Consider the following 17460-nt stretch of genomic DNA (forward strand, 5'->3'; position numbering starts at 1 on the left):
AGCAGCGATGCTCACTCTTTTTATTACGGAGGAAAATTTTGCCAAAAAACTTAACACCTATCCTGGAAGCAATCGAACCGGTCATTATCGGTCATGACTGTGAACTTGTTGATTTGGAATACGTCAAGGAAAAGAGTCAATACTATCTGCGAATCTACGTTGACAAGCAGCCAAACGGGATTGACATCGAAACGATTGCGGAGCTGAGTGAGTTGGTTGGAGAAAAATTGGACTCAATGCAGCCAGATCCGCTGCCAGACCCGTATATTTTGGAACTATCCTCACCGGGCCTGGAAAGACCGATCAAGAAGGAGCAGGACTGGGAGAAGGCCAAGGGCCAGTACATCCATGTCGGCCTCTACCAGAAATTGGAGGGCGAGAAGGTCTTTGAAGGTCATTTGCTTGACCTGGACGACCAGGAGATTAAACTGGAAATTAAGATCAAGACCCGGCGCAAGCAGCTGACTATTCCGCGCAAGCAGATCGCCAGCGCCCGTTTTGCAATCGAATTTTAGAAAGAGTGATCCAAAACTTATGTCAAAAGAAATGCTGGAAGCCTTTGACGTCTTGGAAAAGACCAAGGGTATCAAACAAGACGTTATCGTTGAAGCCATGAAGGCTGCTTTGGCCGCTGCCTACAAGAAGAACTACGGCCTAGCGGAAAATGTCGAAATCGACTTTAATGAAAAGAAGGGCGATTTTAAGGTCATGGCTTTGAAGACGGTGGTTGACGAAGTGCAAGACGACCGGGTGGAAGTCAGCTTAAAGGATGCCCTGGCCATCAACCGGGCATACGAAGTCGGCGACACGATCAAGTTCGAAGTTACCCCAAAGGACTTCGGTCGGACTGCGGCAGCTACGGCTAAGCAGGTCGTAATGCAGCGCCTGCGGGAAGCGGAAAATGCCCACATCGTCAACGAATACTCCCAATACGAAGATGAACTGGTCACCGGGACAGTAGAAAGAACTGACAACCGTTTCGTTTACGTCAACATCGGCAATGTTGAGGCAGTTATGGACATCAAGCGTGACACTATTCCAGGTGAACACTACAACCCGCAAGACAGGGTCCGCGTCCTGGTCACCAAGGTCGGTGCTGACGGCAAGGGAGCCCAAATCCGGGTTTCCCGGACCGCTCCGGATGTCGTTAAGCGGCTTTTTGAACAAGAAGTGCCGGAAATCTTTGACGGGACCGTTGAAATCATCTCCATCGCCCGGGAAGCCGGCGAAAGAACCAAGATTGCCGTTAAGTCCAACGACCCGAACATCGACCCGGTTGGTACCTGTGTTGGCCCACGCGGCAGCCGGGTGCAGAACGTGGTCAACGAACTGGGCGGGGAAAATATCGACATCGTGCAGTACGAAGAAGACCCATCTGACTACATCGCCAATGCCTTGAACCCGGCCGAAGTCATCGCTGTCCAGTTTGAAGACGAAGACGATGAAAGGAAAGCCTTCGTGATCGTGCCGGACTACCAGCTTTCCCTGGCTATCGGCAAGAAAGGGCAAAACGTCCGCCTGGCCGCCCGCTTGACTGGCTACAAGATCGACATCCGGCCAGAATCCGAAGTCGAATTTGTTGACGAAAGCGAAGTAGAAGATGAAACTGAAGTAGCAGAAGATCAAGATCTCCAGCAAACAGAAGCTGAAGAAGCAGAAGACCTGGATCTTGACGATGAAGAATAGGTGATTTCCTTGAAAAAAAGAAAAATCCCCATGCGGAAGGACTTGTTGACCGATACGATGCAGCCGAAGAAGGATTTGGTCAGAATCGTCGTTGACAAGGAAAAGAATGTTTCTGTTGATCCAAGCGGCAAGAAGCCGGGCCGCGGCGCTTATGTTTCCTTAAAACCTGAGAAGATCGCTGCCGCCCGAAAGTCAAAGGTGCTGGAACGCAGTTTGGGCGTGAAGGTAGCCGATGAATTTTACGACGAGCTCTTCGCTTACGTGGACCACCAGAAGGCAAGAAAAGAATTATTTGGTGATCAAAAATAATTAACAACCGAGAGAAAGCCTTAAATTTGCTTGGTTTGGCTACCCGGGCGGGGAAGACCGTTTCGGGCACGGACATCGTTTTGGCCAAATTGAAGAAGGGCAAGCTTAAGTGCATTATCATCGCGAATGATTTAGCAGAAAACAGCCGCGGCAAGATTGAAGCTGCTGTAAAGGCCCACCCAACGCCATTGGTCGACGTCTTTACGGAAGCTGAACTCAGTCAGGCTGTAGGTAAGAAACGCAAAGTTTTGGCATTAACAGATCGTGGTTTTGCGAAAACCTTGCTGGATAAGATTAAAGAAGGAGTGTGATCTAATGACCAAGAAACAAGAAAACGAAACTTCAAAGGAATTGGGCATGGATAACAAGAAAACCAGCGGCAAGTCTGGTAAATTAAAGATTTCAGTCAGTGCTATTCGCAAGGGCGAAAAGAAGACTGAGGGCAAGAGATCAAACACCCGCCGCCGGGCTAACAACCACTCTAACGACCACAGCAAGCGCCGCCGGCCAGCTGCCCAGGATTTGCTGAAGGACCTCAAGCAAAAGCAGCGGGCTGACGAAGCCCGTCTGGACCAGGAAAGCAAGGCTGCTAAGCATGAATACAAGAAGTCCTTGAACAAGGCTGAGGCCAGCGAAAGCAAGCCGGTTGTCAAGAAGGTCGAAAGTGCCGAAAAGCCTGCTGAAACCGCAGCTGAAGCACCAAAGGTCCGTGGGCCAAAGATCTTGAAGCCATCCCCAGCCCGCTTGAAGCAAAACCAGGCAAACAGTGAAAAGCCTGCTGCCAAGCCTTCATCTTCTCGCCGGCCAAGTTCTCGGCCAAGCTTCACTGAAGCGCCAATGCCGGAAAACAAGGAAGGCCGCCGCAGAAAGAGTGGCAAGCCAGGCCGCAAGGGGCAAAACTCTTACGCTAACCAAGGCAGAGGGGCAAATAGCGACCGCAGTCAACAGCGCAAGCGCAAGAACAAGAAGCACCAAAGTGCTCCGCAAGTTAAGAAGCAGGTTACCCAAAGAAAGGACCGTCCACTTCCAGAAAGCTTTGAATACGAAGTTGGCATGAACGCCCAAGACCTGGGCAAGATCCTCCACCGGGAACCAGCTGAAATCGTGAAGAAGCTCTTCATGCTGGGGATCATGATCAACCAGAACCAGTCTTTGGACAAGGGCACCATTGAACTGCTGGCTGCTGACTACGGCATCGAAGCTGTTGAAAAGGTCCATGAAGACATTTCCGACATCGACAATATTTTTGCCCAGGAAATGGAAGAGTCCAAGAACTCTGAAAACCAGGTTGTCCGTCCGCCAGTCGTAACTATCATGGGTCACGTCGACCATGGTAAGACTACCTTACTGGACCGTCTGCGTCACACTCGGGTTTCTGAACACGAAGCCGGCGGGATCACCCAGAACATCGGGGCCTACCAGGTCCGGATCAACGACCGTTTGATCACCTTCCTGGACACTCCAGGTCACGCGGCCTTCTCAAGCATGCGGGCCCGCGGGGCGGAAATCACCGACATTGTCGTTTTGATCGTTGCCGCTGACGACGGGGTTATGCCGCAGACTATCGAAGCCATCGACCACGCCAAGAGCGCGGGCGTGCCAATCATTGTGGCCATCAACAAGATGGACCGGCCAGGCGCCAACCCTGCCCACGTTACTGAACAATTGATGCAGTATGAACTGATTCCGGAAAACTACGGCGGCTCAACTATCTTCGTCAACATCTCAGCCAAGACCGGGATGGGGATTGATGAACTTTTGGAAAACATCATCCTTGAAGCCGATATGCTGGAACTGAAGGCTGACCCGAAGCAAAAGGCGATCGGTACGGTTATTGAAGCCCGTCTGTCCCGGGGCAAGGGGCCAGTTGCCGACGTTTTGATCCAGCAGGGTACCCTGCGGGTCGGTGACCCAATCGTTGTTGGTGACACCTTCGGCCGGGTTCGGACGATGACCAACGACAAGGGCCACCAGGTCAAGAAGGCTACGCCATCAATGCCCGTTGAAATTACTGGTTTGAACGACGTGCCGGAATCTGCCGACAAGCTGGTTGTCTTTGCCGATGAAAAGACTGCCCGCGCGGTTGGTGAAGCCCGGGCACAGCAATCCCTGCAAAAGCAGCGGGAAAACGTACAGCACGTTACTCTGGACAACCTCTTTGACACAATGAAGCGGGAAAGCATGAAGTCCGTTGACATCGTTTTGAAGGCTGACGTGCAAGGGTCTGCCGAAGCCTTGGCTCAATCCCTCCAAAAGATTGACGTTGAAGGCGTTCGGGTTAACATTATCCACTCCGGTGTCGGGGCCATCAATGAAAGTGACGTTACCCTGGCCAGCGCTTCAAACGCCTTAATCATCGGTTTCAACGTCCGGCCAACGGCTACGGCCAAGAGCCAGGCTGCCCAAGAAGGCGTCGATATCCGCCTTTACAGTATCATCTACAAGGCGATCGATGACGTTAAGGCCGCTATGCAAGGGATGCTGGAACCAACTTACGAAGAAAAGGTTATCGGTAACCTTACTGTCCGCGAAACTTGGAAGGTCTCCAAGATCGGGACCATCGCCGGTGCCTTTGTCGACAACGGTTACGTGACCAGAGAATCAGGCATCCGGGTCATCAGAGACGGCGTGGTCAAGTACGACGGCAAGGTTGCCTCACTGCGCCGGTTCAAGGACGACGTCAAGGAAGTCAAGGCAGGCTTTGACTGTGGTTTGACCATTGAAAACTTCAACGACATCAAGGAAGGCGACGAACTGGAAGCCTACGAAATGCAGGAAGTTAAGCCAGGTTAACAGGAGGCTGAAATGAAGCACAGAAAAGGACGGGTTGAAGGCGAAATCTTGCGGGAACTGACTAAGATCATCCGCAAGAACATCCGCGATCCCCGGGTCAGCAACGTGACTTTTACCGCCGTGGAGTGCAGCAATGATTTTTCATACGCGACTGTCTACTACAGTTTGCTGACTGAAGATGAACAGGCGCAAAAGGAAGCGGAAGCCGGCTTGGAAAAGGCTAAGGGAACCATGCGACACTTGCTCGGCCAGAGCTTGACCATGTACAAGGTTCCAGAACTGATTTTCAAGCGGGACCAGTCCGTGATCTACGGCAGCAAGATCGACCGTTTGCTTGCTGACTTGAAGAAGCAGGAACAAGATCGCCAAAACTAGTAAAAAGCGCCTTCGGGCGCTTTTTTGCGTTTATAGAAGAGGAGAAAAAGATGTTCAATGGAATTATCGTAATCGACAAGGCAGCAGGGATGACTAGCGGGGATGTGGTTTATAAGCTGCGCCGACTCTTAAAGCAAAAAAAGATCGGCCATGCCGGAACCCTGGACCCGGAAGTCACCGGAGTTTTGCCAATTGCTTTGGGTCAGGCAACCAAACTGATCGAGCTGATGCATGAGCGGCCAAAGGCTTATGTTGGTGAAGGGATGCTGGGCCTGGCCACGGACTCTTATGACCTGGAGGGGAAGATTTTGGCGGAAAGAGCCTTGTCTCAGCCAGTCAGTGACCAGGCCATCAAAGCAGCAATGGAAAAGTTTACCGGGGAAATCGTCCAGCAGCCGCCGATTTATTCTGCCGTCAGGGTAAATGGCAAGCGGCTCTACGAATACGCCAGAGAAGGGATCCCAGTTGAGCGGCCCAAGCGGACTGTCCAGGTTTTCCGCTACGACTTGACGGAGCCAAGTCAGTTCGACCCAGAGAAGGGCCGGCAGACTTTTACTTATGAAGTTGAATGCTCTAAGGGGACCTATGTCCGCAGCCTGGTTAACGACTTAGGCGAAGAACTGGGCCTGCCGGCAGTGATGACCAAACTGCGGCGGACGGCCAGTTCTGGTTACAAGCTCCAAGACGCGGTTACTTTGGAAGAACTGGCGGATAATTTGAACCACGCTGAAGATTATATTCAGCCAATCGACAGCTTTTTCGCTGACTACCAGCAAGTTGATTTAGATGCCGCCTTATGGCAGCAGGTTAAAAACGGGGCCTGGATCAAACTCCCTCTTGATGCAGACAAGGTCGCTTTGCGGTATAATAAAACAGTTAAAGCGATTTACCGGGCCAAGGGACAAGGTCTCTACTGTCCGGACTTAATGCTTTTAAGTAATGAGTAATTGAGGGATTAAGTTTGAAAGTGATAAATCTAAGCTATCCGTTCAAGAAAGAGCTGACGGCCGGCAAGGTTGTGCTGGCCCTGGGCTTTTTTGATGGAGTTCATATCGGCCACCAGAAGTTGATCAAGGAAGCCAGGATAATTGCAGTGGAGAAGGATCTACCATTGATGGTGCTGACCTTTGACCGCCACCCCAAGGAGGTCTATGCCGGAGTTAAGGACTTTGAGTACTTGAACACACCGGAGGAAAAGGCCTACGAAATGTCCAAGATCGGGGTCGACTACCTGGTGATTCTCAAGTTTACGCCGGAGTTCAGCCACCTGGCTCCCCAGGCATTCGTTGATGAGATCATCATGGGCCTGAAAGCAGACACGGTGGTAGCCGGCTTTGACTACAGCTACGGCCCAAAGGACGTGGCCAATATGGAAAATCTGCCGGTCTTTGCCAAGAGTCGCTTTGACATCAAGGTGGTTCCAAAGCAGATCTTTGCCGGGAAAAAAATCGGTTCAACTGAAATCCGCCAGGCTGTTAAAAGCGGCAATCTCCGCTTGGCCACAGAACTTCTGGGCCACCCGTATTTGACCAGTGGCAAGGTCGTCCACGGCTTCAGAAACGGCCACAAGCTGGGCTTCCCAACCGCGAATTTAGAGCTGGACTGGCCAAAAGTTTTGCCGAAAATCGGAGTCTACGCGACCATGACCCAAGTAGGGGACAGATGGTATCAGTCAATGACCAGTGTCGGCTACAATGTCACTTTCAATGATGAGAAGAAGATTTACATCGAATCCAACATCTTTGATTTTGACCAGGACATTTACGGCCAGCAAATCACCATCGCCTGGTACAAATACTTGCGCGGGGAAGAAAAGTTTGCCGACATGGCGGCTTTAAGCGAGCAGCTGAAGCTGGACCAAGTCGCTAGTGAAAACTATTTTAGTTCACTGATTGAGCAGTAATAAGAACGGTCTTTTAAGCAAGACCGTTTTTTTGCGGGATTTTTTAGCATTCTCCTTGACTAACTGCTAATTTCTTGTTAATCTATGCCATGTTAGCACATGAAAGTTGTAAGTGCTAAAAGTGAGGGCGATGTTATGTTGACCGAACGTCAAGAACTTATTCTAAAGACAATTATTCAAGATTTTACCAAGACGCATGAGCCGGTTGGCTCAAAGACAGTCATGAATCAATTGTCGATTAAAGTGTCCAGCGCGACAATCCGCAACGAGATGGCGGTTCTGGAAGAGCATGGCTTGATTGAAAAGACTCACTCCTCCAGTGGCCGGGTGCCATCGACTGAGGGCTATCGCTATTACCTGGACAATTTGGTGCAGCCGCTGCAGCTGCCGGAAGAAATGTACAATCAAATTGGCTACCAGTTTGATCAGCCGTTCAACCAAGTGGACGAAATCGTCAAAGAAGCCGCCAAGATCCTGTCAGACTTGACTGACTACACGGCCTTTGCAGAAGGGCCGGAAGCCAAGAATGTCAGCATCACTGGCTTCAGAATCGTGCCCCTGGCTCCCCGGCAGGTCATGGCTATTCTGGTAACCAGCGATGGCAGCGTCAAGAACCAGCTCTACACCTTGCCGCGGCACATCTCAGGGGACGAAGTTGAACGGGCGGTCCGCTTGATCAATGACCAGCTGGTTGGCAAGAATTTAAGCGAAATCAACAAGCAGACCTTTGAGCAGCTGTCCAGCAGCCAGATCGTGGGCAAGAATGCCCCGGAATTTCTGGAATTGCTTGAAGCCGTCATTAAGGACGCGGCAAGCGAGCAGATGTATGTTGACGGTCAGCTGAACCTGCTCAACAATACTGAAAACAGCGATTTAAAAGCCATCAAGTCGCTATATGAACTGATCAATTCCAGCTCTCTGGCTGGAGAACTGATCGATCTGAGCGACAGTCCCAGCCATTACCCAGTTTATGTCCGCTTAGGAGCGGAACTAGAGAACGACTTGCTGAAGGATTTCAGCCTGGTAATGGCTGAATACAGTGTTGGCCGCTACGGGCGGGGGACGATCGCCCTGCTGGGGCCGAGACATATGCCTTACTCGGAAATGATCGGCTTGATGGAATACTTCCGCCAGGAACTGGCCCGCAAGTTGTTAGATTACTATGGCAGATTTAAATAAGGAGGTTTGTCGTGAGCAAAGAAGAATTTCCAAGTGAGAAAGATTTGCCGCAAGAAGACCAGGAAAAGCAAGCCAAGGCAGCTGAAGCTGACAAGGCCGGCGTAAAAGATGACAAAAAGGTAAAAGATGACAAAGAAGAAGCGGCCAAGCCAGCTGATGTAGAACTGGATCAGCTCAAGGCTGAAGTTGCCGCTTTGACCCAGAAGAACAAGGATCTGGAAGACAAGTACTTGCGCAGCCAAGCTGAGATTCAAAACGCCCAGCGCCGCTACAGCAAGGAAAGAGCCAACCTGGTCAAGTACGAGTCCCAGCGTCTGGGCAAGGATATCCTGTCCAGCGTGGACAACTTGGAAAGGGCTCTGCAGGTCAAGGCCGACGACGAGGCTTCCAGACAGCTGAAGAAGGGGATCGAAATGACCCTGGAAGGCCTGGTCAGAGCCTTGAAGGACAACGGCATTGAAGAAATCAAGGCTGACGGCGAAAAGTTTGATCCGACATTGCACCAGGCGGTCCAAAGCGTACCAGCTGAAAATGATGAGCAAAAAGGCTATGTCGTTCAGGTCCTGCAAAAGGGTTACGTCTACAAGGATCGTGTCCTGCGGCCAGCCATGGTTGTCGTTGCCCAGTAAGGCAATTTTTTAACAAAGCAATAAACAAGCAAAAATAAATAAAAGGAGATAAAAAGATAATGTCTAAAGTTATTGGGATTGACTTAGGTACCACCAACTCAGCAGTTGCGGTTTTGGAAGGCAAGGAACCAAAGATTATTACCAACCCGGAAGGCGCTAGAACTACCCCCTCAGTAGTTGCCTTCAAGGACGGCGAAATTCAAGTCGGTGAAGTTGCCAAGCGGCAAGCCATCACCAACCCGAACACCATCGTTTCCATCAAGCGGCATATGGGCGAAAGTGACTACAAGGTTAAGGTTGGCGACAAGGCTTACACCCCGCAGGAAATTTCAGCCATGATCCTGCAATACATCAAGAAGTTCTCAGAAGACTACCTTGGTGAACCAGTTACTGACGCGGTTATCACTGTTCCAGCCTACTTCAACGACGCGCAACGGCAAGCAACCAAGGACGCCGGCAAGATCGCGGGCTTGAACGTGCAACGGATCATCAACGAACCAACTGCTTCAGCCCTGGCCTACGGCTTGGACAAGGATGAAGACGACGAAACTGTTCTGGTTTACGACCTTGGTGGTGGTACTTTCGACGTTTCCGTCCTGCAATTAGGTGACGGTGTCTTCCAAGTTCTGTCAACCAACGGTGACACTCACTTGGGTGGGGACGACTTTGATAACAAGATCATCGACTGGCTGGTTGACGGCTTCAAGCAAGAAAACGGCATTGACTTGTCCAAGGACAAGATGGCAATGCAACGTTTGAAGGACGCGGCTGAAAAGGCCAAGAAGGACTTGTCAGGCGTATCTTCAACCCACATCTCCCTTCCTTTCATCTCCGCTGGTGAAGCAGGTCCTCTGCACTTGGAAGCAGATCTTACTCGGGCTAAGTTCAACGAACTGACTGATGACTTAGTGCAAAGAACCAAGATTCCATTTGACAACGCCCTGCGTGACGCTGGCCTGTCAGTTGGCGACATCGACAAGGTTATCTTGAACGGTGGTTCAACTCGGATTCCAGCTGTTCAAGAAGCTGTAAAGCAATGGGCCGGCAAGGAACCAGACCACTCAATCAACCCAGACGAAGCCGTTGCTTTGGGTGCCGCAATCCAAGGTGGGGTTATCTCCGGTGACGTTAAGGACATCGTTTTGCTTGACGTTACTCCGCTTTCCCTGGGTATCGAAACCAAGGGCGGGGTCTTCACCAAGCTGATCGACAGAAACACCACCATCCCAACTTCCAAGAGCCAAATCTTCTCAACTGCCGTTGACAACCAACCAGCTGTTGACATCCACGTTTTGCAAGGTGAACGGCCAATGGCAGCTGACAACAAGACTTTGGGTCGCTTCGAACTGACTGACATTCCAGCTGCTCCACGTGGCGTGCCACAAATCCAAGTTACCTTCGACATCGACAAGAACGGTATCGTTAACGTTTCAGCCAAGGACCTGGGGACTGGCAAGGAACAAAAGATCACCATCCAATCAGCTTCCGGCCTGTCAGACGAAGAAATCGAAAGAATGAAGAAGGAAGCTGAAGAACACGCTGAAGAAGACGCCAAGAAGAAGGAAGAAGTTGACCTTAGAAACGAAGTTGACGGCTTGATCTTCCAAACCGAAAAGACTTTGAAGGAAGTTGACGGCAAACTCGCAGACAGCGACATTCAACCAGTTAAGGATGCCCTGGAAGACCTGAAGAAGGCCCAAAAGGACAACAACCTGGACGAAATGAAGGAAAAGAAGGACGCTTTGAGCAAGGTTGCCCAAGACCTGGCTGTCAAGCTCTACCAGCAAAACGCCCAAAACCAGCAAGGTCAAGGCGGTCAAGCAGGCCCAACTGACGATGGTTCAAATGGCGCAAACGGCGACACGGTTGACGGCGACTTCACCAAGGTAGACCCAGACAAGTAAAGCGACTATAATCAAACAAAAGGAGAAGAACTGCTTGATGTAGTTCTTCTCCTTTGTTAGTAAAAGGAGCAATAATAAACAAATGGCAGCAAACCGTGACTATTATGACGTCTTAGGCGTGAGCCGGGATGCCAGTGACGCAGAAATCAGCAAGGCCTACCGGAAGTTGGCCAAGAAGTATCACCCGGACTTAAACCACGAAGCAGGGGCAGAAGAAAAGTACAAGGAAGTCAACGAAGCTTACGAAGTGCTGCATGACCCGCAGAAGCGGCAGCAGTATGACCAATTTGGTCAGGCTGGCATGAACGGCCAGGGCGGCTTTGGCGGCCAGTATGGGGGCCAGGGCTTTGGCGGAGCTGATTTTGGTGACTTTGGTGACATTTTTAGCAGCTTCTTTGGCGGCGGTGCCCGCCAGCAGGTAGACCCGACCGCTCCGCAGCGGGGGGCTGACCTGGACTACACCATGACGATCGACTTTATGGATGCCATCAAGGGCAAGACCACTGAAATCAGCTACAGCCGGTCAACCACCTGTGAAGTCTGCAAGGGTTCCGGGGCTGAAAAGGGTACCCACCCGATCACCTGCGACAAGTGCGGGGGCAGCGGCATGATGACCATTACGCAAAGAAGCGTTTTGGGCATAATCCAGCGGCAGACGACCTGTGACAAGTGCGGGGGCAGCGGGGTCATCATCCAGCATCCATGCCAGAATTGCCACGGCAAGGGGGTCAAGACCCAGAAGCAGACCCTGCAGGTTAAGGTGCCAGCCGGCATCGACAACGGCCAGCAGATCCGCCTGGCCGGCCAAGGCGAAGCCGGCAAGAACGGTGGCCCATACGGGGACCTGTACATCGTCTTCCGGGTGCGGCCAAGCAAGGACTTCACCAGACGTGGCCAGACCATCTACACGACCGTGCCGATTTCCTTTGCCCAGGCAACCTTGGGTGACGAGATCAACGTCAAGACAGTTTACGGCGACACGAAACTGAAAATTCCGGCCGGCACCCAGCCAAACCAGAAGTTTACTTTAAAGGGAAAGGGTGTTCCAAGCCTGAGCGGCGGCAGCACTGGTGACCAGGTAACCACGGTTGAGGTCGTGATTCCGAAGTCCATCAATGAGGCTCAGCGCAAGGCCCTGCTGGAATTCGTCAAGGCCAGCGGTGGCTCCATTGCCCCGCAGGAAAAAGGCTTCTTTGAACGCTTGAAGGAGAAGCTGAGCTAAATTTTTAAGCAAATTAAAGAGGCAGTCTGCAAGGACTGCCTTTTTTGATGACTGGGAAAAGACAAATGCTTTGTTTTCGGGTATAATTGTTTAGTACTTTAGTAAGGATGCGAGAAAATATATGGACTTAGAAAAATTAAAAGACTACCAAAAGCACATCCGCAATTTTTCAATCGTGGCCCACGTTGACCACGGCAAATCAACGATTGCCGACCGAATTCTGGAACTGACGGACACGGTTTCCAAGCGGCAGCTGAAAAATCAAATGCTGGATGATATGCCCCTTGAACGGCAGCGGGGGATCACCATCAAGATGAACTCGGTGCAGGTCAAGTATCACGCCAATGACGGGGAAGACTACATTTTCCACTTGATCGACACCCCTGGCCACGTCGACTTCTCCTATGAAGTTTCCCGGTCCCTGGCTGCCTGTGAAGGGGCTGTCCTGGTCGTTGACGCCTCCCAGGGTGTCCAGGCCCAGACCCTGTCCAACACTTACCTGGCTTTGGAAAACGACCTGGAAATCCTGCCTGTTTTAAACAAGATCGACCTGCCAAGCGCCGACCCGGACATGGCCAAGAGCGAAATCGGCGACATGCTGGGCTTAGACGCCAGCGACGCCGTTGAAGTTTCCGGCAAGACCGGGGCAGGGATTCCGGAACTTTTGGAAAGAATCGTGACCGACATCCCAGCGCCGACTGGGGACTTGACCAAGCCCCTCAAGGCCTTGATCTTTGACTCCAAGTATGATGACTACCGGGGGGTGGTCATGTCAGTCAGAATTGAAGAAGGCACGGTTAAGCCAGGCGACGAAATCATGATCATGAACACCGGCAAAAAGTATGAAGTAACCGAAGTCGGTGTTTCCAGCCCCCACCCGGTTAAAGAAGACATCTTGATTGCCGGGGACGTTGGCTATATTACTGCCAACATCAAGTCTGTCCGGGAAACCCGGGTCGGGGATACCATCACTAGCGCTGAAAACCCGACGGCAGAAGCTTTGCCAGGCTACCGGCAGATTCCGCCAATGGTCTACTCTGGTATGTATCCAACCGACAACCGGGACTATGACGACTTGAAGGAAGCCCTGCAGAAATTACAGCTTAACGATGCGTCTCTGGAATTTGAGCCGGAAACTTCCCAGGCCCTGGGCTTTGGCTTCCGCTGCGGCTTTTTGGGCCTTTTGCACATGGACGTCGTGCAAGAGCGCTTGGAGCAGGAATTTGACCTGGACCTCATCATGACCGCGCCGTCAGTTGACTACCACGCTATCATGCCGACTGGTGAGGTCAAGCTGATCGACAACCCGGCTGACCTGCCGGATGCCGGTGAATACAAGGAATTGCAAGAGCCTTACGTCAAGGCGGAAATCATGGTGCCAAACGACTTCGTCGGTGCTGTAATGCAGCTGTGTGAAGGCAAACGGGGCGAGTTCCAGACCATGGACTACCTGGACAAGTACCGGGTCAACGTGATCTACGAAATGCCCCTGGCAGAAATTATTTACGATTTCTTTGACCAGCTTAAGTCTTCAACCAAGGGCTATGCTTCTTTGGACTATGAAATCATCGGCTACAAGGCCACCAACCTGGTCAAGATCGACATTCTCTTGAACAAGGAACCAATCGATGCCTTGAGCTTCATCGCCCACCGCGAAGAAGCCCGGGACCGGGCCGTCCAGATGTGCAGCCTGTTGAAGAAGCTGATCCCGCGGCAAAACTTCCAAGTCGACATCCAAGGGGCAATCGGGTCCAAGATCATTTCCCGGGCTACGATCAAGCCTTACCGAAAAGACGTTACCTGGAAGATCCACACCGGTGACCCGGACCGGCGGGCCAAGCTTCTGGAGAAGCAGAAGCGGGGCAAGAAGCGGATGAAGTCAGTTGGTCGGGTGGAAGTCCCGCAGGACGCCTTTATGGCAGTATTACGGATGAATGACGATGACATCAACGGCAAGTAAAAATACAAAAGACCACCCAGTCCGCCGCATTATTCTGCGCCTAGTTGCCGTAATCCTCTTTTTGCTGGGCCTGGCTTTGGTCTTTAACCAGCAGATCAGCGCGTTTTTGGTCAAGCAGAACCAGACCGCGGCTTTAAAGGGCCTGACCCGGGACCAGGTCGTGCAGAACCAGAAAAAGAAGGGGATGTATGACTTCAAGAAGGTCAAGTCAATTGACTTTGCCCAGACCACCCGCAGCCGGGTCAAGAACACAGCTGGCGCAATTGGGGCAATTTCCATCCCCAGCGTCAAGCTCTACCTGCCAGTTATGCAGGGCCTCTCAGACGCGGCTCTGTCAACAGGGGGCGGCACCATGCGGGCTGACCAGAAGATGGGCAAGGGGAACTACCCTTTGGCCGCCCACTACATGACCGACCAGGGGGCCCTTTTTTCACCCCTTGAAAGGGTCAAGCTGGGCAGCATGGTCTATTTGACTGATTTAAAGAAGGTCTATGCATACAAGATCTACTACAAGAAGGTGGTTGACCCCAGCGCCGTCTGGCTGGTTGCCAACACCAAGAAGAAGATCGTGACCTTGATCACCTGTGCCGATGGCGGGGTAAACCGCAGGTCTTTAAGAGGGAAGCTGACCGCGGTCAAGCCGGCAAGCAAGCAGAATTTGGAGATGTTTAAACTTCGATGAAATGGCAAGAAAGAACAGCTGATCCTTTGGCCAGTGACCTGGTTGAGGAATTTCAACTTAGCCCATTAACGGCTAAGTTGTTTTCTTTGCGGGGAATTGACAACGAGGAAAAAATCGATTATTGGCTCCACGCCAGTGAAAATGACCTGGCTGATCCCTTTTTGATGCATGACATGGACAAGGCAGTCGGCCGGATCAACCAGGCCCTGGACGAGGGCGAAAAGATCACTATTTACGGGGACTATGACGCTGACGGGATCACCGCCACGGCCATAATGACGGAAATGCTGACCATCATGGGGGCTGATGTCCATTACTTCATTCCTGACCGCTTCAAGGACGGCTATGGGCCAAGTTTAGACCGCTACAAGGATATTGTGGCAGACGGGACGAAATTGATCATCACCGTTGACAATGGGGTAACCGGGATTGAAGAAGTGGCATATGCGCAGTCTCACGGCGTGGACGTGATCGTTACCGACCACCACACCTTCAAGGAGGAAAAGCCCGACGCTTATGCCCTGGTGCACTGCAACTACCCAGGCCAGGCTTATCCTTTTGACGACTATTGCGGGGCCGGGGTAGCTTATACTATTGCCCGGGCAGTCTTAGAAGACACGGCCAGCGAATTTTTGGAACTGGCCATGATCGGGACCATTGGGGACATGGTCAAAGTTTCCGGTGAAGGGCATGTTATCGTTAAGCGAGGCTTGGAGATGCTGAATGAAAGCTCCCGGCCGGGCCTGGAGGCTCTTATCCGCAATGCCGGCCTTACCCCGGGGATGATTGATGAAGAAGACGTCGGCTTTAGCATCGCTCCCCGTTTAAACGCCTGCGGCCGCCTGGCTGATGCCAGCCTGGCCGTAAGGCTACTTTTGGCGGAAAGCCCGGGCGAGGCCCAGGAATTAGCCGATCAGATTGAAAAGCTGAACAATGAGCGAAAAGACCTGACCCAAGCGACCATGCAGGCGGCTGAGGCTCAAATTAAGAGCCGGGGCTACCAGAAAGAAGCGACATTGACCCTGTATGACCCGGCCTGGCATGAAGGGGTCATGGGCTTAGTCGCCAACAAGATCGTGGAAAAATACCACAAGCCAACCTTGATGCTGACGAAAAACGAGGCCGGCCTGGTCAAGGGGTCTGGCCGGTCCAGCCAGGGCTTCAACTTGTTCAATGCCTTGAAGCCTTTTGAAGGCAAGTCCATCACCCAGTTTGGCGGCCACGACTTTGCCTGCGGCCTGTCGACGACTGAGGAAAATCTGAACCAGCTCAGGCGCGACTTTAATCAAAGCTATAAGGCAGGGGAGAAGGCTCCGGAAAAGGTCCAGGAATATGATGGCACGATCAGTCCATTAGATGTTGATTTGACCAGCGTTTATGACCTGGCCCAGGCCGGGCCTTTTGGCACGGACAACCCCCAGCCGGTCTTTTTGCTTGACAAGCCGCAGATCTCTAACTTCCGCCCTATGCGGAAGGGCTGCAGCTTCATGGTGGGCCCGGTCAGGGCGGTGGACTTTGACCACAGCTTAAACCAAACTGTCCTGCCTTATTTGCAGCAGATGTTGGTTAAGCTTGCTTCTAACACTTTTAAAGGCAAGACCAATGTCCAGTTCCGGATTGTTGACCTGCATTACGGCCAGTCCTTGTACGCGCCAGCCGCCCGGATTGTGGACTTTCGCGGGCAGGAGAATTTGCTGGGTTTTGCGGACAAGTATCTCTTATTTGATGAGAGAAATCTCAGCCAGGCCATTAATCATTTTGGCATAACTAAAGAGCAGATTTCCCTGGCCAAGGACAATGAAGACCTCAGCCAGCAGGTCGTGTCAGTTCTTGACGTGCCGGCCAATGAGGCCCAGCTGAACTTTGTCCTGGCCAAGCCTTACCGCCAGCTCTACCTGCGCTTTCAGTTGGACCAGCTGCCAGGGGAGACCCTGCCCAGCCGGGGCAACTTCGGCCTGGTCTGGCAGTACTTTTTAGCCCACCCGGGACTAAAACCGAATGATTACATGCAGGCTGCCGGCCAGCTGGGGATGGATCCGGACAGCATCATGTTTATTTTGAGGGTGTTTTTTACCCTTGATTTTGTTAAAATGGAAGAGGACAGATTGCTCCCTAAACCGAGTCCGACAAAGAAGTCTTTGGACGATTCAGCCTATTACCGGTCAGTGAAAGCAGAATATGCCTTCGCTAACAAATTACGAACAATCTCTTCGGATGAATTAATTCGCTATGCCAGTGGTCTAGCAAATGGAGGATTACAAAATGTCAATTGATTTTAAGAAGTACATTGCCAGCGTCAAGGACTTCCCGAATGAAGGAATCATCTTCCGGGACATTACCCCGATCCTGCAAGACGGTGAAGCCTTCGCGGCAGCTACTCACGAAATTGCTGAATACGCCAAGAGCCGGCAAGCTGACGTAATCGTCGGGCCGGAAGCCCGGGGCTTCCTAGTCGGGACTCCGGTAGCAATCGAACTGGGTATCGGCTTCGTGCCAGCCCGTAAGCCCCACAAGCTGCCACGGGAAGTAGAAGCTGCGGCTTACGACCTGGAATACGGGTCAAACGTCCTGGAAATGCACAAGGACGCGATCAAGCCTGGCCAAAGAGTAGTCATCTGCGACGATTTGATGGCTACGGCCGGCTCCCTGCACGCCACTAAGGAATTGATTGAACGCCTGGGCGGGAAGGTTGTCGGGGCAGCCTTTTACATTGAACTGACCGACCTTAAGGGTAGAGAAAAGTTCCCGGACGTGGACATCTTCTCCCTGGTTCAATACACCGGCGCTTAATTTTACGAGCAAGACAGAAAAAACGGCT

16 protein-coding genes are annotated in these 17460 nt (G+C 51.9%); all 16 read left to right on the top strand.

What is annotated here, in order from left to right; all coding sequences use genetic code 11:
- Positions 1–38 precede the first annotated feature (38 nt).
- Positions 39–515 carry a ribosome maturation factor RimP gene (gene rimP, locus DS743_RS04910; protein WP_002876725.1) on the top strand — a complete coding sequence of 159 codons (477 nt, stop codon included), beginning with the start codon at positions 39–41 and terminating at the stop codon, positions 513–515.
- Between the two features lie 19 nt (positions 516–534).
- Entirely contained in the window at positions 535–1686 is a 1152-nt protein-coding gene (nusA, locus tag DS743_RS04915) for a transcription termination factor NusA (protein ID WP_002876724.1), read from the top strand.
- Between the two features lie 9 nt (positions 1687–1695).
- Positions 1696–1995: an RNase P modulator RnpM gene (gene rnpM, locus DS743_RS04920; protein ID WP_002876722.1), complete on the top strand. Its 300-nt coding sequence runs from the start codon at positions 1696–1698 to the stop codon at positions 1993–1995.
- A 26-nt stretch (positions 1996–2021) separates the two neighbouring features.
- Entirely contained in the window at positions 2022–2306 is a 285-nt protein-coding gene (locus DS743_RS04925) for a L7Ae/L30e/S12e/Gadd45 family ribosomal protein (RefSeq protein ID WP_002876720.1), read from the top strand.
- A 4-nt stretch (positions 2307–2310) separates the two neighbouring features.
- A complete protein-coding gene (gene infB / locus DS743_RS04930; RefSeq protein ID WP_013439807.1) occupies positions 2311–4788 on the top strand; it encodes a translation initiation factor IF-2 in 2478 nt (825 codons plus the stop codon).
- Positions 4789–4800: 12 nt separating this feature from the next.
- Positions 4801–5163 carry a ribosome-binding factor A gene (locus tag DS743_RS04935; RefSeq protein WP_002876717.1) on the top strand — a complete coding sequence of 121 codons (363 nt, stop codon included), beginning with the start codon at positions 4801–4803 and terminating at the stop codon, positions 5161–5163.
- Between the two features lie 50 nt (positions 5164–5213).
- Positions 5214–6110, top strand: a complete 897-nt coding sequence (truB, locus tag DS743_RS04940) for a tRNA pseudouridine(55) synthase TruB (protein ID WP_035184622.1) — start codon at positions 5214–5216, stop codon at positions 6108–6110.
- A 14-nt stretch (positions 6111–6124) separates the two neighbouring features.
- The gene (gene ribF, locus DS743_RS04945) at positions 6125–7066 is read left to right on the top strand and encodes a riboflavin biosynthesis protein RibF (protein ID WP_141372422.1); all 942 of its coding nucleotides are present in this window, start codon (positions 6125–6127) and stop codon (positions 7064–7066) included.
- A 135-nt stretch (positions 7067–7201) separates the two neighbouring features.
- Positions 7202–8245, top strand: coding sequence for a heat-inducible transcriptional repressor HrcA (gene hrcA / locus DS743_RS04950; protein WP_035184620.1), 1044 nt, complete (start codon positions 7202–7204; stop codon positions 8243–8245).
- An 11-nt stretch (positions 8246–8256) separates the two neighbouring features.
- A complete protein-coding gene (grpE, locus tag DS743_RS04955) occupies positions 8257–8874 on the top strand; it encodes a nucleotide exchange factor GrpE (RefSeq protein WP_035184619.1) in 618 nt (205 codons plus the stop codon).
- A gap of 59 nt (positions 8875–8933) precedes the next feature.
- Positions 8934–10778: a molecular chaperone DnaK gene (gene dnaK, locus DS743_RS04960; RefSeq protein ID WP_003615406.1), complete on the top strand. Its 1845-nt coding sequence runs from the start codon at positions 8934–8936 to the stop codon at positions 10776–10778.
- An 82-nt stretch (positions 10779–10860) separates the two neighbouring features.
- Entirely contained in the window at positions 10861–12000 is a 1140-nt protein-coding gene (gene dnaJ / locus DS743_RS04965; protein WP_013439792.1) for a molecular chaperone DnaJ, read from the top strand.
- A gap of 121 nt (positions 12001–12121) precedes the next feature.
- On the top strand, positions 12122–13960 hold the full coding sequence (gene lepA, locus DS743_RS04970; protein WP_013439791.1) for a translation elongation factor 4: 1839 nt from the start codon (positions 12122–12124) through the stop codon (positions 13958–13960).
- Positions 13941–14642, top strand: a complete 702-nt coding sequence (locus tag DS743_RS04975) for a class A sortase (protein ID WP_035184618.1) — start codon at positions 13941–13943, stop codon at positions 14640–14642. Before lepA ends, DS743_RS04975 begins: the two co-directional genes overlap by 20 nt.
- Entirely contained in the window at positions 14639–16915 is a 2277-nt protein-coding gene (gene recJ, locus DS743_RS04980) for a single-stranded-DNA-specific exonuclease RecJ (protein ID WP_035184617.1), read from the top strand. The genes DS743_RS04975 and recJ overlap by 4 nt, the downstream gene beginning before the upstream one ends.
- A complete protein-coding gene (locus tag DS743_RS04985) occupies positions 16905–17432 on the top strand; it encodes an adenine phosphoribosyltransferase (protein ID WP_072544175.1) in 528 nt (175 codons plus the stop codon). The genes recJ and DS743_RS04985 overlap by 11 nt, the downstream gene beginning before the upstream one ends.
- Positions 17433–17460: the final 28 nt, after the last annotated feature.

The sequence above is a fragment of the Lactobacillus leichmannii genome (assembly GCF_024701915.1).
GTDB lineage: Bacteria > Bacillota > Bacilli > Lactobacillales > Lactobacillaceae > Lactobacillus > Lactobacillus delbrueckii.